Annotated in this window: 24 protein-coding genes; 15 read left to right on the top strand and 9 right to left on the bottom strand. The window is 63.4% G+C overall.

Annotation, left to right across the window (positions count from 1 at the left end):
- The first annotated feature begins 69 nt into the window (after positions 1 to 69).
- Positions 70 to 1188 (top strand): MalY/PatB family protein, encoded by a 1119-nt coding sequence (locus C2134_RS06435; protein WP_103318508.1) that lies wholly within the window; start codon positions 70 to 72, stop codon positions 1186 to 1188.
- A gap of 10 nt (positions 1189 to 1198) precedes the next feature.
- On the opposite strand, the gene C2134_RS06440 is transcribed toward C2134_RS06435, so the two are convergent.
- Positions 1199 to 2512, bottom strand: coding sequence for a hypothetical protein (locus C2134_RS06440; RefSeq protein WP_103318510.1), 1314 nt, complete (start codon positions 2510 to 2512; stop codon positions 1199 to 1201).
- Between the two features lie 298 nt (positions 2513 to 2810).
- Here C2134_RS06440 and C2134_RS06445 point away from each other — a divergent pair, with 298 nt between their 5' ends.
- Genes C2134_RS06445 through C2134_RS06460 form a run of 4 tightly spaced genes read left to right on the top strand, consistent with a single transcriptional unit; the run spans position 2811 to position 7933 of the window.
- Positions 2811 to 3650, top strand: a complete 840-nt coding sequence (locus C2134_RS06445; protein WP_103318513.1) for a heme-binding protein — start codon at positions 2811 to 2813, stop codon at positions 3648 to 3650.
- Positions 3651 to 3705: 55 nt separating this feature from the next.
- Positions 3706 to 4986, top strand: coding sequence for a ferritin-like domain-containing protein (locus C2134_RS06450; protein ID WP_103318516.1), 1281 nt, complete (start codon positions 3706 to 3708; stop codon positions 4984 to 4986).
- Between the two features lie 15 nt (positions 4987 to 5001).
- Complete coding sequence (locus C2134_RS06455) at positions 5002 to 6816, top strand: LodA/GoxA family CTQ-dependent oxidase (RefSeq protein ID WP_103318518.1); 1815 nt, start codon at positions 5002 to 5004, stop codon at positions 6814 to 6816.
- Positions 6806 to 7933: an NAD(P)/FAD-dependent oxidoreductase gene (locus C2134_RS06460; protein WP_103318520.1), complete on the top strand. Its 1128-nt coding sequence runs from the start codon at positions 6806 to 6808 to the stop codon at positions 7931 to 7933. Before C2134_RS06455 ends, C2134_RS06460 begins: the two co-directional genes overlap by 11 nt.
- Here C2134_RS06460 and sph read toward each other — a convergent pair.
- Complete coding sequence (gene sph / locus C2134_RS06465) at positions 7915 to 9450, bottom strand: sphingomyelin phosphodiesterase (RefSeq protein ID WP_103318523.1); 1536 nt, start codon at positions 9448 to 9450, stop codon at positions 7915 to 7917. The genes C2134_RS06460 and sph overlap by 19 nt on opposite strands.
- Before the next feature lie 243 nt (positions 9451 to 9693).
- On the opposite strand from sph, the gene C2134_RS06470 reads away from it, so the two are divergent.
- Positions 9694 to 9945, top strand: coding sequence for a hypothetical protein (locus C2134_RS06470; protein ID WP_103318525.1), 252 nt, complete (start codon positions 9694 to 9696; stop codon positions 9943 to 9945).
- Positions 9946 to 10012: 67 nt separating this feature from the next.
- Here C2134_RS06470 and C2134_RS06475 read toward each other — a convergent pair whose 3' ends face one another.
- The 3 genes from C2134_RS06475 to C2134_RS06485 are packed head-to-tail and all read right to left on the bottom strand — an operon-like array spanning position 10013 to position 11756.
- On the bottom strand, positions 10013 to 10591 hold the full coding sequence (locus C2134_RS06475) for a YceI family protein (protein ID WP_103318527.1): 579 nt from the start codon (positions 10589 to 10591) through the stop codon (positions 10013 to 10015).
- A gap of 31 nt (positions 10592 to 10622) precedes the next feature.
- A complete protein-coding gene (locus C2134_RS06480; protein WP_103318529.1) occupies positions 10623 to 11192 on the bottom strand; it encodes a YceI family protein in 570 nt (189 codons plus the stop codon).
- Positions 11193 to 11213: 21 nt separating this feature from the next.
- Positions 11214 to 11756, bottom strand: coding sequence for a cytochrome b (locus tag C2134_RS06485; protein WP_103318531.1), 543 nt, complete (start codon positions 11754 to 11756; stop codon positions 11214 to 11216).
- 311 nt (positions 11757 to 12067) lie between these two features.
- Between C2134_RS06485 and C2134_RS06490 the strand changes: the two genes are divergently transcribed.
- The 5 genes from C2134_RS06490 (at position 12068) to acs (ending at position 17201) form a co-directional block, all read left to right on the top strand.
- The gene (locus C2134_RS06490; protein ID WP_103318534.1) at positions 12068 to 12514 is read left to right on the top strand and encodes a lysozyme; all 447 of its coding nucleotides are present in this window, start codon (positions 12068 to 12070) and stop codon (positions 12512 to 12514) included.
- Positions 12515 to 12591: 77 nt separating this feature from the next.
- A complete protein-coding gene (locus C2134_RS06495; protein ID WP_103318536.1) occupies positions 12592 to 12792 on the top strand; it encodes a hypothetical protein in 201 nt (66 codons plus the stop codon).
- A 384-nt stretch (positions 12793 to 13176) separates the two neighbouring features.
- Complete coding sequence (locus C2134_RS06500) at positions 13177 to 13485, top strand: DUF485 domain-containing protein (protein ID WP_103318538.1); 309 nt, start codon at positions 13177 to 13179, stop codon at positions 13483 to 13485.
- Positions 13485 to 15164 (top strand): cation acetate symporter, encoded by a 1680-nt coding sequence (locus C2134_RS06505; protein WP_103318540.1) that lies wholly within the window; start codon positions 13485 to 13487, stop codon positions 15162 to 15164. Before C2134_RS06500 ends, C2134_RS06505 begins: the two co-directional genes overlap by 1 nt.
- 72 nt (positions 15165 to 15236) lie before the next feature.
- Complete coding sequence (gene acs / locus C2134_RS06510; RefSeq protein WP_103318543.1) at positions 15237 to 17201, top strand: acetate--CoA ligase; 1965 nt, start codon at positions 15237 to 15239, stop codon at positions 17199 to 17201.
- 225 nt (positions 17202 to 17426) lie between these two features.
- Here the strand turns inward: acs and C2134_RS06515 are convergent, their stop codons facing one another.
- Positions 17427 to 17957, bottom strand: a complete 531-nt coding sequence (locus C2134_RS06515) for a GNAT family N-acetyltransferase (RefSeq protein WP_103318545.1) — start codon at positions 17955 to 17957, stop codon at positions 17427 to 17429.
- A gap of 171 nt (positions 17958 to 18128) precedes the next feature.
- On the opposite strand from C2134_RS06515, the gene C2134_RS06520 reads away from it, so the two are divergent.
- Positions 18129 to 19094, top strand: a complete 966-nt coding sequence (locus C2134_RS06520) for a SphA family protein (RefSeq protein WP_233196374.1) — start codon at positions 18129 to 18131, stop codon at positions 19092 to 19094.
- 93 nt (positions 19095 to 19187) lie between these two features.
- Here the strand turns inward: C2134_RS06520 and C2134_RS06525 are convergent, their stop codons facing one another.
- Genes C2134_RS06525 through C2134_RS06535 form a run of 3 tightly spaced genes read right to left on the bottom strand, consistent with a single transcriptional unit; the run spans position 19188 to position 20473 of the window.
- Positions 19188 to 19748 carry a DUF4865 family protein gene (locus C2134_RS06525; RefSeq protein ID WP_103318548.1) on the bottom strand — a complete coding sequence of 187 codons (561 nt, stop codon included), beginning with the start codon at positions 19746 to 19748 and terminating at the stop codon, positions 19188 to 19190.
- A complete protein-coding gene (locus C2134_RS06530) occupies positions 19742 to 20149 on the bottom strand; it encodes a tautomerase family protein (protein ID WP_103318551.1) in 408 nt (135 codons plus the stop codon). The genes C2134_RS06525 and C2134_RS06530 overlap by 7 nt, the downstream gene beginning before the upstream one ends.
- A 9-nt stretch (positions 20150 to 20158) precedes the next feature.
- Complete coding sequence (locus C2134_RS06535) at positions 20159 to 20473, bottom strand: carboxymuconolactone decarboxylase family protein (RefSeq protein ID WP_103318553.1); 315 nt, start codon at positions 20471 to 20473, stop codon at positions 20159 to 20161.
- A gap of 108 nt (positions 20474 to 20581) precedes the next feature.
- On the opposite strand from C2134_RS06535, the gene C2134_RS06540 reads away from it, so the two are divergent.
- From C2134_RS06540 to nth, 3 genes are all read left to right on the top strand, one after another.
- Positions 20582 to 21475: a LysR substrate-binding domain-containing protein gene (locus tag C2134_RS06540; protein ID WP_103318555.1), complete on the top strand. Its 894-nt coding sequence runs from the start codon at positions 20582 to 20584 to the stop codon at positions 21473 to 21475.
- 81 nt (positions 21476 to 21556) lie between these two features.
- The gene (gene rsxB, locus C2134_RS06545) at positions 21557 to 22327 is read left to right on the top strand and encodes an electron transport complex subunit RsxB (protein WP_103318557.1); all 771 of its coding nucleotides are present in this window, start codon (positions 21557 to 21559) and stop codon (positions 22325 to 22327) included.
- Positions 22324 to 22956, top strand: a complete 633-nt coding sequence (nth, locus tag C2134_RS06550; RefSeq protein ID WP_103318559.1) for an endonuclease III — start codon at positions 22324 to 22326, stop codon at positions 22954 to 22956. The genes rsxB and nth overlap by 4 nt, the downstream gene beginning before the upstream one ends.
- The last annotated feature ends 11 nt before the right edge of the window (positions 22957 to 22967 follow it).

Genomic DNA, 22967 nt, shown 5'->3' on the forward strand with positions numbered 1-22967 from the left:
CCCGGATCCGGCTCTGTGGCATATGATGAAATCCATTCAACCGTTTCTCTGGGAGAGTCGGTTACCGCCATGGATTTCGATCACCTCATAGACCGCCGCGGCACCGCCAGCGAAAAATGGGACAAATACGCCGGACGCGACATCCTGCCGATGTGGGTGGCCGACATGGACTTCGCCGCCGCGCCCGCCATCCTGCGCGCCCTGCATCAGCGGATAGACCACGGCGTGTTCGGCTATACCCATGTTCCGGCCTCGCTTGTCGAGGCGGCGCAAGCGCATCTCATGGCGCATTACGGCTGGGCCATCCAGCCCGAATGGCTGGTCTGGCTGCCGGGCCTGGTGCCGGCGCTGAGTGTGTCTTGCCGCGCGGTTGGCGCCCCCGGCGATGCCGTATTGACCACGACGCCTATCTATCCCCCCTTCCTCAGGGTGCCGTCAGAAGCCTCACGCGCGCTCAGCGCCGTCCCCTTGATCATCGGCGATGGCCGCTGGCAATGGGACTGGCCCGCGATGGAACGCGCGGCGCCGGGCGCGAAGCTGCTGTTGCTGAGCCATCCGCACAACCCCACCGGCCGTTGCTGGGACGAGGACGAGTTGAAGACGCTGATCGCTCTGGCCAAGCGGCACGAGCTGATCATCTGTTCGGACGAAATCCATTGCGATCTGATCCTGGCGCCGCGGCGCCATCGTCCGCTCGCCGCTGTCGATCCCGACTTCGCCGCGCGCACTATCACCTTGATGTCGCCGTCCAAAACCTGGAACCTGGCCGGCCTGGGCTGCGCCTTCGCCGTCATTCCGGACAGAACGCTGCGCAGCCGCTTCCGCCGCGAGATGTCGCATCTGGTGCCGCCGGTGGGCGCGCTCGCCTATGTCGCGGCGGAAGCCGCCTACCGAGATGGCGAATCATGGCGGCAGGCGCTGCTGGACACGCTGCGGCGCAACCTCGACCGGTTGACGCAAGTATTCGCCGACAGCCGCCTGCCGTTGATTCCACCGGAAGCCACCTACCTCGCCTGGTTCGATGCCCGCGCGGTCCATCCGGACAACCCGTTGCCGGAATTCGAGCGGCTGGGGGTCGGCCTCAGCGATGGCCGGGATTTCGGCAGCCCCGGTTGGCTCAGACTGAACTTTGGCTGCCCGCCGGCCTTGCTGGAGGAAGCGTTGCGACGGATCATGCCCTTGCTGTGAAAACGCCTGCTCAGGCAAGGGCTGAGCTGTCGCCGCCGGCGGACATCAGCAGCCCGGTATAGGCATAAGCCGCAATATTGCCGAATACGAATTCCACCGCCTGCCTGTCCGGCCAAGCCGCCTTGGAGACCGACTGCAGCAACTGGCAGGCCCCGTCCACGATTTTGTCCGCGGGGCTGTCCGTTTGCCCCTGCGCCCGCGCAGTTTGCAGGTCCTGCACCAGCCGGGCGATGGAAATCGCGTCCGCCAGCCCCATCGGCGCCAGCGCGAAAGCGGCGTCGCCCAGATGCCTGCGCACAATGGCTTGCGACATCAGACGCAGAATGAAGCGAAACGGCAAACCGGTATGAATGGCCAACAAAACCGGGTCCATGTCCAGCAGTTGGTCAATCGATGACACCCCTTCCGCCTCCAATTGGCTCGCGATGGCAGGCGTCACGCCATCCAGCGAGAGCAAGGGATCCGGTTGATCGGTTTCGTTGGCACTCAGCTTGCTGTTCACCAGCCGGCGCAGCAGCTTGATGATGCTGTCTATCGGCAAGGCCCCGAGGGCAAAAGCCACGCCCACCGCCGCACTGTCCGGCAACGCCAGCGTGATCGAATACGCGATGGGCACCGCCAGCAGCATGCGCAGCACGTACCAATAGATGTCCGATACATTCAGACAACGCTTGCGCACGCTGTTCACCGCATCGCCCACCACAAACATGTACGCGCCGCTCATCGCGCTGGCCTGCAGTTCAAAGTGGCCGAACTGCGCCAGGTAACCCGTCAAGGGATGGCCGCCCGGCAGCATTTCCTTCAATGGAAACAACACCACGTAATTGGCCTCGAAAAACACCACGAACAGCAATAGCGTCAACGGCACCATGAAGGCGTCCGGCCCATATTGTTCGCGATAAATCGCGTCGAACAGCCCGGCCGCCCTCGCCTGCTGCTGAGCGTCCGGCCCTGCCGGTCCTCGCGCCAGCGCGCCCGTCGCCTCGGCCCGCCTGTGCCAGAAGTGCCACAAATACTGGGACAAAGCATGTCCCCACAGCTGGTTGCCGAATTCCTCGTAACGCGTCCACCAGCCGTGGTCGATGAAACGCAGATACGGCGTGGCCGCCAGCATCACCACGAACAGGGTCAGGCCGCCGGCGAGCAATGCCAGGATCAACGGCAATTTCAAACCGATACCCATCGCCAGCGACAAAGTCAGGCTGAGCAGGATGATCACCGCGCCGATGCGCCGCCCGACCTTGCGATGGCTCGCGACCGGCGGATCTTCCTCCGCCACCACATAAGAATCGTCAAGCGCGGGGCTGTCGATAGGATTCGCCATCATTCTCTCCATTGTTGTGAACAGAAGCCACTCACCGGCCACACGATTCCGTCAGCATAGGCGGCACCCCCTAAGCCCGGCTACAGGTAGAAATGCTGACTGCCGGACTTGGCGGCTGGCCGCCCCGTTGCGCGCGTCTTGACATCGCCTCTGCCCTATCTATAACCAGCACATGCCAAATATTCCATTGTGCCAACATGGATAAGTAATAACACCTATACGGCATGAATCAATCGCAAGGGGAATCGTTCGCCTGAAGGGCACTACCGTCCGCACATTTACGTGGGAGAGTGGATACATGAATCTGCTGCAACGCGCCGCCACACCAATCAAACAAGCCCAGCAAAATCTGGGGCCGCTCGCCGAACTACCCGGCACCTGGGTGGGACATGGCTATAATCTGATCGCCGTACCGGACTTCCAGAACAAGCAAATCTTCCGTCTGATCGTCAACGCCACCAAGGAAACCCTGACTTTCACGCCCATCGGCGGCCCGATTCCCAATCGCGGCTCGAAACAGGACGACATCTTCCTGTACGGACTCACCTATCTGCAGCAGGTCAACGACGCCGCCACCGACGAAGGCATCCATACAGAGCCAGGGCTGTGGCTGAATGTGCCGCCCACCAGCGATCCGGACGCGCCGTCCACCATCGTGCGCCAGGCAACCATTCCGCATGGCGACTCCCTGCTGGCGCAAGGCCAGGCCTCCAGCGAGGCCCGCGCCCCCGTCATCGATCCCGTCAGCCCGCTGCCCACTCTGCTGCCAGGCACCCCGCAGCCGCCGTTGGGCTACATCGACCCGTATTTGAACGGCCAGTTCCCGCCGGGCTTCGACATGCAAAACCCCAACCAGGCTTTGGTCAACGTGCTGAACCAGCAGGCCGAGCAAGGACTGAAGATCGTCAACACCACCAATCTGCCGGTGAGCTCCAAGAACGTCGGCGCCGTCGTCAACATCCCCTTCATCGTGGTCAACGCCAACGCCACGGAGATGAATTCGATCTTCTGGATCGAAACCGTGCAGCGCCAGGACGGCAGCCAGTTCCTGCAGCTTCAGTACACGCAGACCGTGCTGCTGGTATTCGACGGCATCGTTTGGCCGCACATATCCGTCGCCACGCTGATCAAGCGCTGAACGCAGGAAGGCGAGCGCCGCTTGGCGCTCGCCCATCACCACTCGCGGAGGCAACATGACTATCCAGGCCGACTCCAAAAAACCGTTCGGCATGCTGTTCGACCGCGTCAGCGGCCAGCTCAGCGCCGAGGACAAAGCCTGCGGCGACAGCCGCAAACCGCTGCAAGACATGGCCCAGCTGGCGATCATGGTGGAAATGACCACCATCCCGCCGTATCTGACCGCCCTTTATTCCATCAGCGACCCGAACTGCAAGGCTTACCAGTTGCTGCGCAGCGTGATGATGGAGGAAATGTTCCACATCAATCAGGCCGCCAACCTGATGGTGGCCATCGGCGGCAGGCCGAAAATGACCGGCGCCTACGCGCCTACCTATCCCTGTTATCTGCCGCACGCCAATCCCAATACCACGCCTTTCATCGGCTTGTGCCGCGCCTCGCCGCAGGTGTTCAACGACACCTTCACCGCCATCGAGACGCCGGCACCGCCGCACGCCCCGGCCCGCGGCAACAACTACAGCTACATCGCCCAGCTGTATGACGCGCTGGAAGACGGACTGGAGGCGTACCAGGGCGCCCAGCCGCTGTTCCAGCAAAACCCGGATGCCTGCCAGCGCACCGATATCTATCTGGGCAAGTTCGGCGGCACGCCGATACAAGTGACCGATCTGGCCAGCGCCAAGCTCGGGGTGCGGCAGATCGTGCAGCAGGGCGAAGGCAGCGTGCCGGAATCGCAATCCATGATTCCAATCGAGCCGTGGGCCACCTACAACACCTATGGCGAACGCACCGACGGCACCTACGGCCCCATCATCGGCACCCCGTACGAGATGTCGCACTTCAAGAAATTCCGCACCGTGTCGCTGGACAAGGACAGTTTTCCGGACAGCTACCCCATCGTGTCCAACCCCAAGCGCAGCGACTTCACCAATCCGGTGGCGATCGAGCTGGCCGAACTGTTCGATATCGCCTACAGCCTGATGCTGGATGCGATGGAGCACAGCTTCGCCGCGCGCGCCGGCCACGCCAACGACACCTTCTTCACGCTGGCGTTGCCGCTGATGCACCAGGCCATGCCGAATCTGGCGCGCCGGCTGATGAATACGCCGCTGCACAAGGATACCAACAGCAGTGTCGGCCCCAATGGCGCCCCCACCTACCTGTACCAGCCGGGCAGCAATCTGCAGGACTTCGCCAATCGCCTGCAACAGGCCGTCAAGACGGTGGGACAGCAGGTATCGGACCCGGGCGAGCGCCAAACGCTGGAACAAACGCTGGCCGGCGTACGCGCCAATGTCAACCAGCTGATCGCCGCCGTTCACGCCCAACACGCCTAAGCTCCTGGAGGCACCATGATCGAGTATCGGATCTACCCCGCCATCGGCATCGCCCGCGTCGGCAACGCGCCGGAAAAGTTCTACATCGAACCGGACCGCTACTGCGGCCTGCCCATCATGCCGGACGGCAAGCCGTTCACGCAGCAGGACTTCCGCGATGAGCAGGGCCGGCTATGCCGTCAGGCGGCGCGCTTTCAGATATATAAGGTGGAGAACGGCGTCAGCGAACCGTTGACGCTGTCCAGCGCCGGGATCAAAACCATCCGCTGGACTGCCCATCTGGCCAACAAGAAGCCCAGCTGGTACACCTTTGTGCCGGCCGAGGGCGAGGACGGCTACGCCTCGAACCACCCCTTGCGCAACCCGCAGGTGGCCGACCGCCATACCCTGCTGATCGACGCCGGTCCGCGCCAGATCGCCGGCCGCGGGCAACAGGGCGTACAGTTCAGCAGGCACACCGTGCCGGCCGGCTACCAAGGCGCCCATTTCCCGCCCAGCCCGCTGTACCCGATGAAGGATTCGATCGACACGCTGGGCGAACTGCGCACCGACCAGGATGGCCGGCTGCTGGTGCTGGGCGGTTACGGCATCTCCGGCTCCGCCGACCCCGACGCCACCATCACCGACTATGCCAACAACGACGGCTGGTGGGACGACACCTCGGACGGCCCGGTCAGCGCCGTCATCGAGTTCAACGACGGCACGGTGATCGAAGCCCTGCCCGCTCATGTGCTGGTGGCCCCGCCGAAGTACGCGCCGGAGGTTCCGAATCTGGTGACCTTGTATGACACCATCTTCGACGCCATGGTGCGCAGCGGCCACTATCCGGAGATCTACCAAAACGGTTTCTGGAAATCCGGCAAAAGCGGCTTCCTGCCCAATTTCCACACCGAGATCCGTCCGCTGCTGGAGCGCGCCACCTATATGCCCTGGGTGTCGGCGATACCGCCCAAACCTCACCAGTTCGACTTCGGCATGCTCGGCGCCACCGGCGCCGACGGCCTGGGCGCCGAGGAGTTCCGCGGCTTCCGCCAGTACATCCTGGACTTCATCCGCCCGCCCAGCCAGGAAAACGACATCCTCAGCGCCAACGGCGCGACGATGATGCCCTATCTGGCCGGCGACAACTGCCTGGTGCCCAGCACCGCCACCAGCAAATACATGCGGCTGACCGACACCCAATACTTCATGCTGCAGCAGTGGGTGGCCGGCTGTTTCGTCAACCGGGTTGTGGAGGCGGAGGCCACGGCCGACAGCCTGACCCGGGCAGTGCTGGAAAACTGCGTGGGAGGTCCCTTCTCGCCCGGCATCGAGATGACCTGGATCTCGCGCAACCCGGCCATCTACCGCGAGCCATTCCGCATCCGCAACCACTTTGTGCCGCAAGGCCCGCTGAGCCTGGATTTCGACCTCAAACGCGGCATGGAGCCGGGCGACCTCACCCGTTACATGGCCATCCCGTGGCAAGCGGACTTCAACGAATGCTCGTCGCAGCCGATTGATGGCCGCACGCTCTGGTGGTGGCCGGCGCAGCGGCCGGAATACGTCTACCTGGAGCCGCAACCTCAGCCCAGGACCATGCTGGCTTCGCCGCCGCCGGCGCCGGATCAGGAAACCGGCAAGCAAGTGCCATGGATAGGCACCGACTACGACCAGATGGCCAGCGACTACATCAGCTTCGCCGAAGACATCGAGATGGTGAAATACTGGTCCGGCCTGGGCTTCATCATGGAGAAGCTGGTGGACGGCGAACGGCGCTTTGTCGAGGTGGAGCGCGCGCTGCCGCGGCCGTTCAACCCCGAAGACCTGCCGCCGCCCAATGTCCGCTAAACGCTACGATGCGCTGATCGCCGGCGCCGGTCCGGCCGGCTGCGCCGTCGCCCTGGCCTTGCAGCGCCTTGGGGTCGAGACGCTGCTGGCCGACCGGCCGCTGGCGCAGCCGTTCCGCATCGGCGAGTCCGCCACCCCGGACGTGGCGGGCCTGCTGCAGCGGCTGGACATGCGGATAGACTTCGCGGGCCACAGCCCCTACCACGGCAACCTGGCGCTGTGGGGCAGCGACCAGCCGCAACTGGACCACTTCCTGTTTCGCGGGCGCGGCCACGGCTGGCACCTTGACCGGAGCGCCTTCGACCGCATGCTGCAGCAGGAAGCGATGGCGCGCGGCGTCGCCTTTTTAGGCCAATCGGGTGTGGATGGCGTGGCGCCGGATGAGGGGGGATGGAAGGTGCAGGTACGCGGCATTGGGGAGGTCCGCGCGCGCGTGCTGGTCGATGCCGGCGGACGGCGCTCGCCGCTGGCCGCCAGGCTGGGGGTGGCCCGCCATCGGCTGGACCGGCTGCAGGCGCTGGCCTGCCATGTCGAAACCGCCGGCGACTTGAGCGGCTATTCGCTGGTGGAGTCCAGCCCCCATGGGTGGTGGTACGCCACCGCGCTGCCGGACGGACGCGCGCTGCTTGCCTTGATGACGGACCAGGATCTGGCCCGCGAGCAGCGCCTGGACCACGCCGGCAATTTTCTGGCCGCCTGGCGCGCCACCCGCTTGCTGGCGGAACGGCTGCCGCCGCCGCTGCAGGCCTCGTCGCTGCACGCCTTCGCCGCGCACAGCGGCTGCGTCGCCCGAGCCGCCGGCCCCAACTGGATCTGCGTCGGCGATGCGCTGATGGGGCTGGACCCCTTGACCTCGTCCGGCATCAGCGGCGCGCTCAGCGACGCGCTGGCCGCGGCGCCGGCCATCGTCGGCATGCTGAACGGCAATCTCAATGCCGCCCGCCACTATGCGCAGCGCGCCGACGATAGCTTCCGCCGCTATCTTGCGGAGCGGCGCCAGCACTATGGCCTTGAAACGCGCTGGACGGAGCTGCCGTTCTGGCAACGGCGTTGCCCGCCGCCGCTGGGCGGCAGCCGGCACGCGGCGCCACGCGCCTATCAAGGCCGCTTGGCGTAGCGCAGCTTGGCCGACCAATCGAGATAGCGCGGCGACTCGCCCAAGCGCAAACGGAAGCGCTCGGCATTGCCGGCTGCCGCTTGCCATAGGTACACCTGGTCGGCATGACTGCCGCTGGCCCACGCGCTCAGATAGTAATCGGCGGCGCGCGCCCAATCCTTGAACGACACCTCGTCGCCATCCTGCAGGCAGCCGCCGTCGGGACGGCTGTGATTGATCAGCCTCAGCTCGGCAGAACGGTTCAGCGCGCCCTGCGCGGTGTAATAAGCGTACTGGTTGCCGCCGACTCCGCCCCACCAAGTCCAGAACCAGCCAGGCTGATCCGCCCGCTCCAGCCGGACGTACTCGCCGGAGCGGATACAGCCGTTGTCGCGCATGGAGAAGTTGTTGGACAGGTTGAAGCGCGCTCGCGGCCCAGGCGCGGCCGCGTCGGTCTTCAACCAGCCGTCATTGGCGGCCGCGGCCTGCGCGTAACGGCCATTGGCCAGATTCTGCAGCGTGACGCCGCGGTAGCTGCCCGGCAGAGCGGTCAGCGAGCGCTGCGGAATCGAGGCGTCGGCCCAGGCGAAGGCCTGCACCGGGTAATGGTCGCTGTAATCGGTATAGGCAAAGGTCTGCTTGGCCACGACGGACTGGACGGTCCACTGCGGCGCGGCCGCGTCCAGCGCCTGGTTATGCCAGACTGCCGGTTGACGGTGCCCTTTCAACAGCAGGATGTAGTCCAGGTACTCTGGCGCGTCCCCGGTCCGGGCGCCGTAGCGCTCCAGCGCGATGCCGTTGCCGGCGGTGTCGAAGCTGTACGGCATGCCGGCGTAGCGCGGCTCGTCCGCCTGCAGGATATCCAGCAAGGCGCGGTACTCGGCGCTCTTGTTGCGATCGGTATTCATGTCGCCGGCGACGATCACGGTCTCCTCGGGCGGCAAGTGCTTAGCTTGAATCCAGTTCGCCATCTCGCGCAACTGAGCTTGGCGCACGGCGATGTCGCCATGGTTGGCGCAGCCGCTGTCTTCGGACTGCAGATGGGTGCCTATGACATGGAAAATCCGTCCGTCAGCATTGATTTTCGCGTAGGCGAAGCCTTTCAGCGCCTGTCCGTCCCCGCTGCAGCCAGGCGTGGTGAACAGGTATTGCCGGCGCTCCGCGATGGGCCAGCGGCTGACGATGGCGACACCGCCGTCCTCCGGCTTCAGCGCGTTCCAGCCCTCCGTCGCGTCCCAGCCTTGCTGCGTACGGCCGATCACCGGGGTCTGAAAGGGATAGCGCGGCTTGAGCAAGGCCAGCAGATGCTCAGAGGCGGCATTGTCCTGCAGCTCCTGGAATACCATCACATCCTGGCTCTGCGCGACGCTGGACGCCGCCATCAGCTCGACCCGGCGCATCTGGCCGTAATTCGGATACAGCGCTTGCGGCAGCAGCATGGCGTTCCAGGTAGCAAGCCGCAGGTCGTCCGGCGGAGCGGCGCTAGCCGCCGCTGTCCACGCCAGCGCCGCGGCCAGCAGAAAATGCCTGAGTCTCATTCGATGTCCTCAATCAGCGGGGAAATCGAACAAGCTGGGCAAGCTCCATTTCAAAATGGTTAATTATCAAAAATTTAAAATTACATACGCAACACCTCTGCTCGATTGTTCAAATTATCCGAGCAATGAATCCAAAAACAAGTGGATTATCCCCAAATCCGCCCAAGCTAAACTACCTTCAAGCATCACGCCTGCTGGAGATTCAACCCAGTCATCGATGAATGGAAAACCAAGGAGCAAGCCATGCATACCGCGCTGGTCATGCTGGGTGGACTGGCGCTGTTGGCCGTCTGCCTGGCCTGCGGCCACCTGAGCGGCCACTTCGCCGCCGCCGCGCTGATCTTCATCCCGCTATGGCTGGCAGTCGCCGGCTTGAATCTGTGGATAGGCGTCAGCCGCGCCGGCTACACGCTGCGCGAGGAACTGCCTATTTTTCTGTTGGTTTTCACCATGCCTAGCGTCATCGCGGTGCTGGTCTGGTGGCGATCAAACTGAATGAGCCAAACAAAACGGCCGCGCTTGGCGAAGCGCGGCCGTTTCCGTCCTAAACCGGCAAGACGGCTTATTCGTGGATGGCTTCCACGGCGATGGTGATGGTCACTTCGTCGCCGACGTAAGGCGCATACTTGCCGGCGTTGAATTCGCTGCGCTTGACCACGGTGCTGGCATTGGCGCCGATGGCATCCTTCTTCAGCATCGGGTGCGGCTGCTGCAGGAAGCTGCTCAGCGTCAGCGTCACCGGCTTGGTCACGCCCTTGATGGTCAGACTCCCTTCCACGGCAGTCGGCTTGTCGCCGTCGAACAACACCTTGGTGGACTTGAAGGTGGCGGTCGGGTACTTGGCGGTATCGAAGAAGTCCGCGCCCTGGATGTGGCCGTTGAACACCGGGTAGCCGGTGTCCACCGATTTCATGTCGATGGTGACGTCCACAGAGCCGGTCTTGGCTTCCTTGTCCAAGACGATGGTGCCGCTGGTCTTGTTAAAACGGCTCAGCTGGGTGGAGAAGCCAAAGTGGCTGTAAGAAAAACGCGGGAAGGTGTGGGTGCCGTCGATGACGTAAGTTTCCGGCGCGGCCAGCGCGGCGCTGCTGAAGCCGGCGAAGGCCACGGCGGCCAGGGTGAGGCGAGTCAGTTTGTTCATGGCTTCTTTCCTTGGTTGAAAGCGGCTGCGCTTATTTGGCGCGCGCCAGCAGGTGGAACTTGATCTGGATTTCATTGGCGACGGTGCCAAAGTCCTTCCAGTCGCCCTCGCCAATGGCGAAATCGGCGCGCTTGATGCTGAGCGCGCCGTCAAAAGCCGCCATCGCGCCCTGCGGGGTCATGGTGGCGACGGTGCTGACGGCCTGGGTGCGGCCCTTGATGGTCAGCTTGCCGTCCACCTGGAAGCGGTTGCCGCCCAGCGGCTTGATGGCGCCGGACACGAAGCGGGCGGTCGGATACTGCTTGGTATTGAACCAGTCCTTGTCAGACACTTGGTCGTTGGCCTCGGCCGATCCAGTGTCGATGCTGGCGATGTCCACCGTCAGCTCAGCCTTGGACGCCGCCGGCTTGGCCGGATCAAAATTCAGCACGGCCGAGAATTTCTTGAACTGGCCCTGCATGCCCACACCCATCTGCTTATAGCCGAAGGCGATATGGCTCTTGTCCTGCTGGATGGCGGTGTAAGCCGCCGCGCGGGCGGCCAGCGGGGCCGCCAAGACGCTGCCTATCAGCAAGGACAGCGCAAGGGATTGGATTTTCATGTTCAGTTCTCCGGGTAAGGGTCAAGAACGCGCGCGCCACGGCAGCATGCGGCTCAGCACGTCGTCCTTGTCCAGCAGATGATGTTTCAGCGCGGCGGCCGCATGGCCCACCACGGTCGCCGCCAGCAGGTAATTCAGCGCGGTGTGCAAGGCACCCAGGCGATGCCCCAGTTCGGGGTTCGGCGCAATCAGATCAGGCAGCGGCAGCACGCCAAAATAGACCGTCTGCACGCCCTTGGCCGAGCTCATCAGCCAGCCGGACAGCGGAATGGCGATCATCAGCAGATACAGCACCAAGTGGCCGACATGCGCCAGCGCCCGCATTGCCTTGCCCATGCCGGCGGGCAGCGCGGGCGGCCGGTGTCCAAAGCGCCAAATCAGGCGCAGCCACACCAGCAAAAACACCGTGACGCCGGCCCATTTGTGCCAGGAATAGATCTTCAGTTTGAACGGCGACAGCGATAAACCATGCATATAGAAGCCCATGCCAAACAGGCAGAGCAGCATGATGGCCATCAGCCAGTGCAGGAAGATGGCGGTGGAGGTGTAACGCGTTTGGGACATGGAAGCCTCTGCTGGAAAGTCAACACGGCATTGCCGCCGACGGACGATGCTCAATGTAAGCGGTTTTCATTTCGTGAAATAGCCCGGCTAAACAAATTTATTGTTTCTCATTAATAAACAATAGATTCTCCCGCTGCCAGAATAGCGGCAATCCGGTTTATATCTTGACATCCGCGTATTGCCGATAAAATTAAAAATACCAAACAGATTTCCAAGCCGCCATTGCCCGCTCGACTCGACCGCAGTGACATCTGCGCCACCGTTCATGGCGCTCGCCCCCTACCCTATCCGCAGATAAAGGAGACTACCTCATGCAAACCAGCAGCAACGGCATCCAGCTGATCCAGCAATTCGAAGGGTTGCGGCTGACCGCCTATCAGGACTCGGTCGGCGTCTGGACCATAGGCTATGGCCACACCGGACCCGATGTCCGGGCGGGCCTGAGCATCAGCAACAGCCAGGCCACGCAACTGCTGAGCCAGGACTTGCAGCGCTTTGAACAGGGCGTGTCCAATCTGGTCAAGGCGGCCATCAATCAGAACCAGTTCGATGCGCTGATCAGCTTCAGTTACAACCTGGGCCTGGGCAATCTGCAAAGCTCCACCCTGCTGCGCTTGCTGAACCAGGGCGACTACCAGGGCGCGGCCGGACAGTTCCCACTGTGGGACAAGGCCGGCGGCAAAGTGCTGCCCGGCTTGCAAAAACGCCGTCTGGACGAGCAGGCGCTGTTCCTGACGCCTGTCACCGCGACGGCCTAACCCTAGCCGGCGAATAATCGCCCCAAACCGCCCGCCCGCTGCTAAGCTGGGCGGGTTCGTCATTTTGCCTAGCCGTCATGCCAGACTCCCGCCCCGCGCGCGGCGCATTACTGTGCCGGCGCTGCCAGCACTACTTCGTCACCTACAATCCCAGCTTCCCCTATGGCTGCCGGGCGATGGGCTTTTCCAGCAAACGCCTGCCCTGCCTCGATGTGCAGGAGGCCTCCGGCCAGGCCTGCATGCGCTTCGCCTCCAAAACGCCGCCCCCGCGCGGCTGACTTGGCAAGGTTGCCGGGTGGCCAAGCTCAGCCTGACCGCGCCTCTGCCTCCGGACCATATAGGTGTGGCTGCCCTGCCGCCATCTTCGCCCCAGCATTGAGTCAGCCGCTTATCTCAGCCAGCCCCCCGCGCCATATCCAACTGATTGCCCCTCTCCCCCAATCGCAACACAAAACCCAACGTCATTATGACAAACAGCTCAACCGCCGCAAATTCGAGCAAAAATTCCACTACAGACTATTGATTTTCATAATATTTCCCATGCCATCATCGGCGCGACAAATTTACCGCATCAAAAAATACGATTAGATTACCGCCGCCGTCCTCTCGTATGTTTGGATCAGCGCCCCTTCAAGCGCAGCACACCCCCAAAGGAGGATGTCATGAATGAGGAGACTCTGAAGAAGATCCAGTCCAATCCGAAGTACTTGGAACTGGTCCACAAGAAAACCAGCCTCGGCTGGACCCTGGCCATCGTCATGCTGGCCATTTATTACGGCTACATTCTGGTACTGGCTTTCGACCCGTCCTTGCTGGGCAAGCCGCTGTATGCTGGCGCCACCATGACGGTGGGCATCCCGGTGGGCATTTGCATCATCCTGTCCGCCTTCGTGCTGACCGGCATCTACGTGCGCCGCGCCAACCGCGAGTTCGACCCGCTGACCCAACAAATCGTCGAGGAGTCCCGATAATGCAGCCACGCAAACTCTCCCTGGCCGCCGGCACGGCGGCCCTGCTGCCCACGCTGGCGTTGGCGGCGGGCGCGATAGAAGGCGATGTCAAGCAGCAGGCCACCAACTGGCATGCCATCATCATGTTCTTCCTGTTCGTCGCCTTCACGCTGGGCATCACCTACTGGGCGGCGCGCCGCACCAAGTCGGCCAGCGACTTCTACGCCGCCGGCGGCGGCATCACCGGCTTCCAGAATGGCCTGGCCATCGCCGGCGACTATATGTCGGCAGCATCCTTCCTGGGTATTTCCGCTCTGGTGTTCGACAAGGGCTACGATGGCCTGATCTACTCGATGGGCTTCCTGGTGGGCTGGCCCATCATCCTGTTCCTAGTGGCGGAGCGGCTGCGCAACCTCGGCAAGTACACCTTCGCCGATGTGGCGTCCTACCGTCTGCAGCAAGGACCAGTGCGCAGCTTCGCCGCGCTGTCCACCCTGGTGGTGGTGGCGATGTATTTGATCGCGCAGATGGTGGGCGCCGGCAAGCTGATCCAGCTCTTGTTCGGCATGAGCTATGGTTCGGCCGTGCTGATGGTGGGCGTGCTGATGGTGTGCTACGTGCTGTTCGGCGGCATGCTGGCCACCACCTGGGTGCAGATCATCAAGGCCGTGCTGCTGCTAGCAGGCGCCACCTTCATGGCGCTGATGGTGCTGGCCACGGTCGGCTTCAACCCGGAACTGATGTTTGAAAAAGCCGTCGCCGCGCACAGCAAGGGCATCGCCATCATGTCGCCGGGCAAGGCCGATCCGATCGACTCCATCTCATTGGGCCTGGCGCTGATGTTCGGCACCGCCGGCCTGCCGCACATCCTGATGCGCTTCTTCACCGTCGCCGACGCCAAGGAGGCGCGCAAGTCGGTGTTCTTCGCCACCGGCTTCATCGGCTACTTCTACATCCTGACCTTCATCATCGGCTTCGGCGCCATCATGCTGGTGCTGAATCAGCCGGGGATGATGGAAACAGTGATGAAGGACGGCAAGGAAGTGCACCAACTGGTGGGCGGCAGCAATATGGCAGCCATCCATCTGGCGGACGCCGTTGGCGGCAATATCTTCCTCGGCTTCATCTCCGCCGTGGCCTTCGCCACCATTCTGGCGGTGGTGTCGGGCCTGGCGCTGTCCGGCGCCAGCGCGGTGTCGCACGATCTGTACGCCAGCGTGTTCAAGCACGGCAAGGCCAACGAGGCCGACGAGATCCGCGTCTCCAAGATCACCACCGTGGTGCTGGGCGTGGTGGCCATCGTGCTGGGCCTGGTGTTCGAGAAGCAGAACATCGCCTTCATGGTGGGCCTGGCCTTCTCCATCGCCGCCTCGGCAAACTTCCCGGTGCTGTTCCTGTCGATGTTCTGGAAGGGGCTGACCACGCGCGGCGCGGTCATCGGCGGCCTGATCGGTCTGATCAGCGCCGTGGTGCTGATCGTGCTCGGACCGACGGTATGGGTGGAAGTGCTGAAGCATGAACATGCCGTCTTCCCGTACAAGAACCCGGCCCTGTTCTCGATGACCCTGGCCTTCGTCGCCACCTGGCTGATTTCGGTGCTGGATACGTCCAAGCAGGCCGCGGATGAAAAGGCCAAGTTCGACGCCCAGTACGTGCGGGCGATGACCGGCATCGGCGCCAGTGGCGCCAGCAAGCACTAAATGTCAATGCCATAGACAGGCCGCGCGCTGTCACGGCGCGCGGCGACAACATCAAAGACTCTGGAGAAATACATGTCGACGCTAGATTCCATCCTCAAGGAAACCCGCAGCTTCGCCCCGTCGGACGAGTTCCGCCGCAAGGCGACGATCAGCGGCATGGAGGCCTACAACGCCCTGTGCGAACAGGCCGATGATCACTACCTGTCGTTCTGGGGGGATCTGGCGCGCGAACTGATCACCTGGAAAAAGCCGTTCTCCCGCGTGCTGGACGACAGCCAGGCGCCGTTCTTCAAATGGTTCGAGGATGGGGTGCTGAACGCGTCCTACAACTGCCTGGACCGCCATCTGGCCGCCAACGCCAACAAGATCGCCATCATCTTTGAAGCCGACGACGGCGACGTCACCCGCATCACCTATGCCGAACTGCACCGCCGCGTCTGCCAGTTCGCCAATGGCCTGAAAAGCCTGGGCGTCAAGAAGGGCGACCGCGTGGTGGTGTACATGCCGATGGGCATTGAGGCCGTGGTGGCCATGCAGGCCTGCGCCCGCATCGGCGCCATCCACTCCGTGGTGTTTGGCGGCTTCTCCGCCGGCGCGGTGCGCGACCGCATCCAGGACGCCGGCGCCAGCGTGGTCATCACCGCCAACGAAGGCATGCGCGGCGGCAAGAACGTGCCGCTGAAACCCACCGTGGACGAGGCGCTGGCGCTGGAAGGCGCCGAATCGGTCAAGCACGTGGTGGTCTACCAGCGCACCAACGGCGGCGCCAACTGGACCGATGGCCGCGACGTGTGGTGGCACAAGCTGATCGAAGGCCAGAGCGAAACGTGCGAACCGGAATGGATGAATGCCGAAGACCCGCTGTTCATCCTCTACACCTCAGGCTCCACCGGCAAGCCCAAGGGCATCCAGCACAGCACCGCCGGCTATCTGCTGGGCGCGATGAACAGCTTCCGCTGGGTGTTCGACTACAAACCCAACGACGTGTACTGGTGCACCGCCGATGTGGGCTGGATCACCGGCCACAGCTACGTCTGCTACGGCCCGCTGGCCAATGCCGCCACCCAGGTCATCTTCGAAGGCGTGCCCACCTACCCGGACGCCGGCCGCTTCTGGCGCATGATCGAACAGCACAAGGTTTCCATCTTCTATACCGCGCCGACGGCGATCCGCTCGCTGATCAAGCTGGGCGCCGACCTGCCCAAACAGTACGATCTGTCGTCCTTGCGCGTGCTGGGCACAGTGGGCGAGCCGATCAACCCCGAAGCCTGGATCTGGTATTACGAAACGGTAGGCGGCGGCCGCTGCCCCATCGTCGACACCTGGTGGCAGACCGAAACCGGCTCCGCGATGATCGCGCCGCTGCCGGGCGCAGTGCCCACCAAGCCGGGCTCCTGCACCCTGCCCTTGCCCGGCATCATCGCCGATATCGTGGACGAATCCGGCGCCCAGGTGGAACCGGGCCGCGGCGGCTTCCTGGTGATCAAGAAGCCCTTCCCCAGCCTGGTGCGCACCATCTGGAATGACCCGGACCGCTTCAAGAAAACCTACTTCCCGGATGAATTCGACGGCAAATACTACCTGGCCGGCGATTCCGCCCACCGCGACGAGAGCGGCTACTTCTGGATCATGGGCCGCATCGACGACGTGCTGAACGTGTCCGGCCATCGCCTGGGCACCATGGAGATCGAATCAGCGCTGGTGGCCAACCCGCTGGTAGCGGAAGCCGCCGTGGTCGGCAAGCCACACGAGGTCAAGGGCGAAGCGGTGGTGGCCTTCGTGGTGCTGAAGGGGCCGCGCCCACAGGGCGACGCCGCCAAGACCGTGGCGGCCGAGCTGAAAAACTGGGTCGCGCACGAGATCGGCAAGATCGCGCAGCCGGACGACATCCGCTTCGGCGAAAACCTGCCCAAGACCCGCTCCGGCAAGATCATGCGGCGCCTGCTGCGCTCCATCGCCAAGGGCGAGGAGATCACCCAGGACGTATCCACGCTGGAAAATCCGCAAATCCTGGCGCAGCTGCAGCAGCCGCTGTAATCCCTTGAGGAGAGCCTGATTGGCCGTCGCCCGCGCGACGGCCTTTTTTCTTTTCAAAACATCAGAGCCGCAGAAACGAAATAGAACGCAGACAGGCCGCCGCCAACCGCGCCATGAGCGCCTTGCCCGTTGCAGAAATTCAGCGGGATCTCCACCGCACAGGCATGCATGGATCTTATTCCGTGTTTTCCCGTCTGATTCCGTGGCCAATAAAGGTTTTACGGTTTATTGAAAGCGAATATGCGGCGAACGACACGCCATATGCCACAGATCATGCCATTGCCCATGCAGCAGCATGCTCTTCTCGGCCTTGCCGAACACCGTAAAGCCATTGCGCTGCAGCACCTTGAGCGAGCCAGGATTGGCCGGCCGCACCGTGGCCTCCAGCCTGGCCAGACCAAGCTCGCCGAACGCCAGCTCGCGCAAGGTGGCCAAAGCCTGGCTGGCGATGCCTTGTCCGGCATGCGCTTCGCCTATGCGGTAACCCAGCTCCGCCTTGTGGAAATATCGCCGCTCCACCCCACGCAGATTGATGCGGCCGACGATTTCGTCGCCTCGCCAGATCAGATACTGATACCCGGCATCGGCCTTGGCCTCCCCCGCCGCCGTGCCTATCGCCTCCCGCACCGCGTCCAGCCGGTAATAAGCCTCAGGCCGCGCATTGATCCAGTGCTCGAAATAGGCACGATTGCTCAGCTCGAAAGCCAGCAGCGCCTCTGCGTCCTCCGCTTGCGGCGGCAATAGCCGAATGCTCATCCTCATCCCTCTGATCATCTCGCCCAGGCTGCAGACCAGTAAAATTCATACAGCATACCACCGGAGTAAAGCGATCCGGCAGCGCGCCGCCGCTGGCAGACGTCATATTTATCTGCGATGATCCAAATCAGTTACAGACCTGACCATCAGGCACCGTCGATGAGAATAAAGATGAACACGCCAGACCGAATCCCCGCCCTCAGCCTTGCCGCCTTCGCTGCCGCCGCCTGCCTCGCCCTGTCCATGCCCGCCCGCGCCGATGAAAACGGCGTCAGTTTCTGGCTGCCGGGACAGATCGGCACTTTCGCCGCCGTGCAAAACGATCCGGGCTGGTCCTGGAGTTTCAGCGCCTATCACGGCAAAGCCAGCTCCGAGAGCGTCAAACGCAACAGAAAAGGCGCGGTCTCCGCTAGCCTGCAGAGCACGCCGAATGATTTGCTGTTTGTGTCTCCGACTTACACCTTTGCCACGCCGGTAGCCGGCGCGCAGCTGGCGGTCTCGATGACCGGCTACTATGGCCGCGCCGAGGCCTACGCCAGCCAATCCACCACCACTGTGCGCGGCAGAACGCGCTCGCAGAGCAGCGATGACGTCCATGACGGCTTCGGCGATCTATACCCGATGGCGACGATGAAATGGAACCGCGGAAACCACAACTACCTGGCCTACGCCACCATGGGCGTGCCGGTCGGCGCCTACGACCCCAACCGCAACGCCAACCTGGGCCTGAACCACTGGTCCTATGACGGCGGCGGCGGCTACACCTATCTCAATGAAAAAACCGGCACCGAGTTTTCCGCCGTATTGGGGCTGACATTCAACCAGAAGAACCCGGACACCGACTACAAAAACGGCAACGACGCCCACCTGGATGTCTCGCTCTCGCAGTTTCTGAATGAAGACTTCCACATCGGCCTGGTCGGCTACGCCTACCATCAGTTGGAAAACGACAGCGCGCCGGGACTGGGCAAAAAAGATTACAAAGCCCGCGTCGCCGGCCTCGGCCCGCAGCTGGGCTATTTCTTCAAAGTGGGCCAGCAGAAGTGGTACGCCAACCTGAAAGCCTACGACGAATTCGACGCCCACAACCGCACGTCTGGCTGGAACGCCTGGCTGACGCTGTTTGTGCCGATCTGATTGTTCGTAGGGCGGAAGCCCGGAGGGCGCTCCGCCATTGGCAGACAATGGATGGCAGATCGCCCCGCAAGCGGGGCATCAGCCCTACACACATCACTCCGCGCCCAGCGATACCCTCCCCACGCGGTAATGCTCGCAGCCGAGCGCTAGATTGTCCGGTGCCTCACGCAGCAGCACGATGCGCGTGAGCAGCCACGTCGAGGGATCGAAAGCGCTTGCCGCCGCCAGCGTATTCGCATCCTGCAACCGCGTCCGTCCCCAGTCCTCCTCCGCCGCGCGCCGCGCCGCCAAAGACTCCGCTGCCGCCAAGGAGAGGCGCTCGATCACCGCATGGCGCGCCGCTTCCGCCTCGCCTTTCCACTCGCCGAACCAGGCCACGCCGCCATTCACAATGGGGCGGCCAAACGATTCGCTCAGCGCGGCAAAACCGGGTCCGGACAGAAAGTCGCGCATGCCCTCCGCCGTCCGCCACAGATAGAACGGCGCATAGGCATTGGCAGCGGCGCCCGGCTCGCCCTTGATCGCATACAGGTAGGCCTTGAACGCCAGTCCCGACAGCCCGTCGGTCAGATGGCCACGCTCGGCGATGCGGCGCTCGATGATTTCCATCGGATAATCAGTCGGTAAAACGATGCGATATTGCATGGTCAGCATGATTGCAGCTCCTCTCGGCTCAATGTCGAGGCCTGGCGGCCATGGCTGAACGACCAGTTGTCCATCTCACCGTCAGCAATCGCCACCAGCAGGTCGGCCGGGGCCAAGCCAGGCGACTCGGCCAGTATCTCCGCCATCCGCGCAAACAGGGCGGCCTTGGCTGCAGCCGTGCGCGGCCGGCCGGTCTGGATGGCCACCAGCACAAAATCATCTGAACGCGGGCCGCCGGCGTAGCCGCGGTCGAAGATCATTTCGCCCGCGTCGTGCTGGTGGATCAGCTGGAAACGGTCGGCCGGCGGCACGGCAAAGCATTCCACCATGGCCTGATGGACACCATCGGCCAGCGCGCGCAGATAGCGCGGCGGCTTGCCTTTAAGCAGGGAAATACGGGCATACGGCATGAGGCTCTCCTATCTTGTCTGATCGGCCAGAACGGCATCCAGCTGCTCCAGCGCGGCGGTTGCGGATGGCCAACCGACATAAAAGGCCAGATGAGTCAGTAATTCGCCCAATTCCTCTGCGCTTAAGCCGTTGTCCAGCCCGCGTCTCAGGTGGAATTCCAGCGCGTGCGGCCGCGATTGACCAAGCAAGGCGGCGATCGTGATCAGGCTGCGTTCGCGTGGAGACAGCACCGCGCGCTGCCACGCATCCCCAAACAATACCTCGCGCGTCAGTTGTTCCAGCTTGGGGGCGAGGCGGGGCAAGGCTTCTGGTATAGAAAACATCGGTACTCCTTGGCATCGGTAAATACATGCGCTTACTGTAGCCCTGGCAAACCATCCTGAAAATCGCATATATTTTCACCAACAATCTCAAAAAATAGGATTATTTGAATGCGCAAAATCCTGCTGGACCCGGAAGCGCTGCAAAGCTTCGCCAGCGGCGTGGAACTGGGCAGCTTTGCCCGCGCGGCGGAGCGGCTGCATCGCTCCACCTCCGCTGTCAGCGCCCAGCTGAAAAAACTGGAAGAACAAGCCGGCGTACCCATCCTGCAAAAAAACGGACGCGGGCTGGAGCCGACTCCGGCCGGCGAGGTTTTGCTGTCCTATGCCCGCCGCTTGCTGGAGCTGAATGACGAGGCCGTGCAGGCGGTGCGCGGCGCGGAGTTGGCCGGCAGCGTGCGGCTGGGGCTGGCCGAGGATTTCGGCGAAGGCATGCTTCCGCAAGCGCTGGGCCTTTTCGCCCGCGCCTGCCCGGAGGTCCATGTGGAAGTGCGGGTCAGCCGCAGCCTGGAGCTGCAGCAAGCGCTGCGCAGCGGCCAGTTGGACCTGGCCCTGCTATGGAGCGATGGCATGCCCTGGCCGCATCAGGACAGATTGGGCCAGGCGCAATTGCACTGGATAGGCCGGAAAGAAAGCCAGCCAAGCATAGCGGGACGGCCGCTGCCCCTGGTGCTATTCGACGCGCCCTGCCTGGTGCGGCGGCTGGCCTTCGATGCCCTGGACCAGGCAGGCCAGCCCTGGCGGGTGGCGGTCAGCGGCAGCAGCCTGGCCGGCCTGTGGTCCGCGGTGCGCGCCGGCTTGGGCATCAGCGCCCGCACGGCTTTGGGTCTGCCTTCGGACTTACGCGCCCTGTCTCCCGCGGAGTGCGGATTGCCGTCGCTGCCGCGGCTGGAACTGGCCCTGCTGCGGACGCAAACCCCGCTGCCCGATGCCGCGGAGCAGCTGCGCCGCATCCTGCTGGACAGTCTGGCGGAGCGCATGCCTGAAGAGACTGCCGTCGCATAAGAAAGCGTCCGCGCATTGCGGGAGTTGAAGCAAAAGCTCTTAACATTGATAATTAATGGTTTTTGAAGCGGAATCCGTAGCATGGCCGTCATCACACTCGTCGACCGGATCGACGCCCTCCTGCCCCAGACCCAGTGCGGTCAGTGCAGCCATGCCGGCTGCCGCCCGTACGCCGAGGCGCTGGCGGAAGGCCGCGACCCGATCAACCGCTGCCCGCCGGGCGGCGAGGACGGCGTGCGGGCGCTGGCGGCGCTGCTGAATCAGCCGGTCATCCCGTTCGACCCTGCCGGGCCGCAGCCCAAGCCGCGCGCGCTGGCGGTGATACGCGAGGACAGCTGCATAGGCTGTACGCTGTGCATCCAGGCCTGTCCGGTAGACGCCATCGTCGGCGCGGCCAAGCAGATGCACACCGTGATCGCCGACGAATGCACCGGCTGCGAACTGTGCCTGGCGCCCTGTCCGGTGGACTGCATCGACCTGGTGCCGGTAACCGATCCCGACGACGGCAAACGCGAACGCGTGATGGCGCGCGCCGCCCTGGCCCGCCAGCGCTATGATGCCCGCCAGGCGCGCAAGGCGCGCGATGCGGCGGACAAGGCGAAGCGGCTGGCCGAACGCGCCGCCGTCCCGGCATCGCCCGCCCCAGCGGCGGCGCAGGCCGCGACCGCCGCGCCGGCTGCCGCGCCCGTGGACAAGAACGAGCTGATCCGCAAAGCGATGGAGCGCGCCAAGCAGCAGGCGCCGGTGGCCGCCACCGCCTCCTCCGATAAGATGGCGGTGATCCGCGCCGCGATGGAACGCGCCGCCGCGATGAAAGCGGCGCAACAGGAAGCCGATAAGGATAAAGAGTGAACGCCGCCAAACGCCTGGAAATCTTCCGACGCCTGCGCGAGGCCACCCCGCACCCGACCACCGAGCTGGAATACAACACGCCGTTCGAGTTGCTGATCTCGGTGCTGTTGTCGGCGCAGGCAACCGACGTTGGCGTCAACAAGGCCACGCGCCGGCTGTATCCGGTGGCCAACACCCCGTCTGCGATGCTGGCGCTGGGCGAAGAAGGCCTGGCCGAGTTCATCAAGACCATAGGCCTCTACAAGACCAAGGCCAAGAATGTGATCGCCACCTGCCGTATCCTGCTGGAAAAGCATGGCGGCGAGGTGCCGCAAACGCGCGAGGCGCTGGAAGCGCTGCCCGGCGTGGGCCGCAAGACGGCCAATGTGGTGCTCAACACCGCTTTTGGCCAGCCCACCATCGCGGTGGACACCCATATTTTCCGCGTTTCCAATCGCACCCGCATCGCGCCGGGCAAGGACGTGCGCGAGGTGGAAGACAAACTACTCAAATTCGTGCCGGCCGAATTCAAACTGGACGCGCATCATTGGTTGATTCTGCATGGACGCTACATATGCAAGGCCCGCAAGCCGGAATGTCACCGCTGCGTCATCGCGGACCTCTGCGAATATCCGGCAAAACCGTTATGATAAAAATGGAG

It is taken from the genome of Chromobacterium sinusclupearum (assembly GCF_002902845.1).
In the GTDB taxonomy this organism is placed as follows: domain Bacteria; phylum Pseudomonadota; class Gammaproteobacteria; order Burkholderiales; family Chromobacteriaceae; genus Chromobacterium; species Chromobacterium sinusclupearum.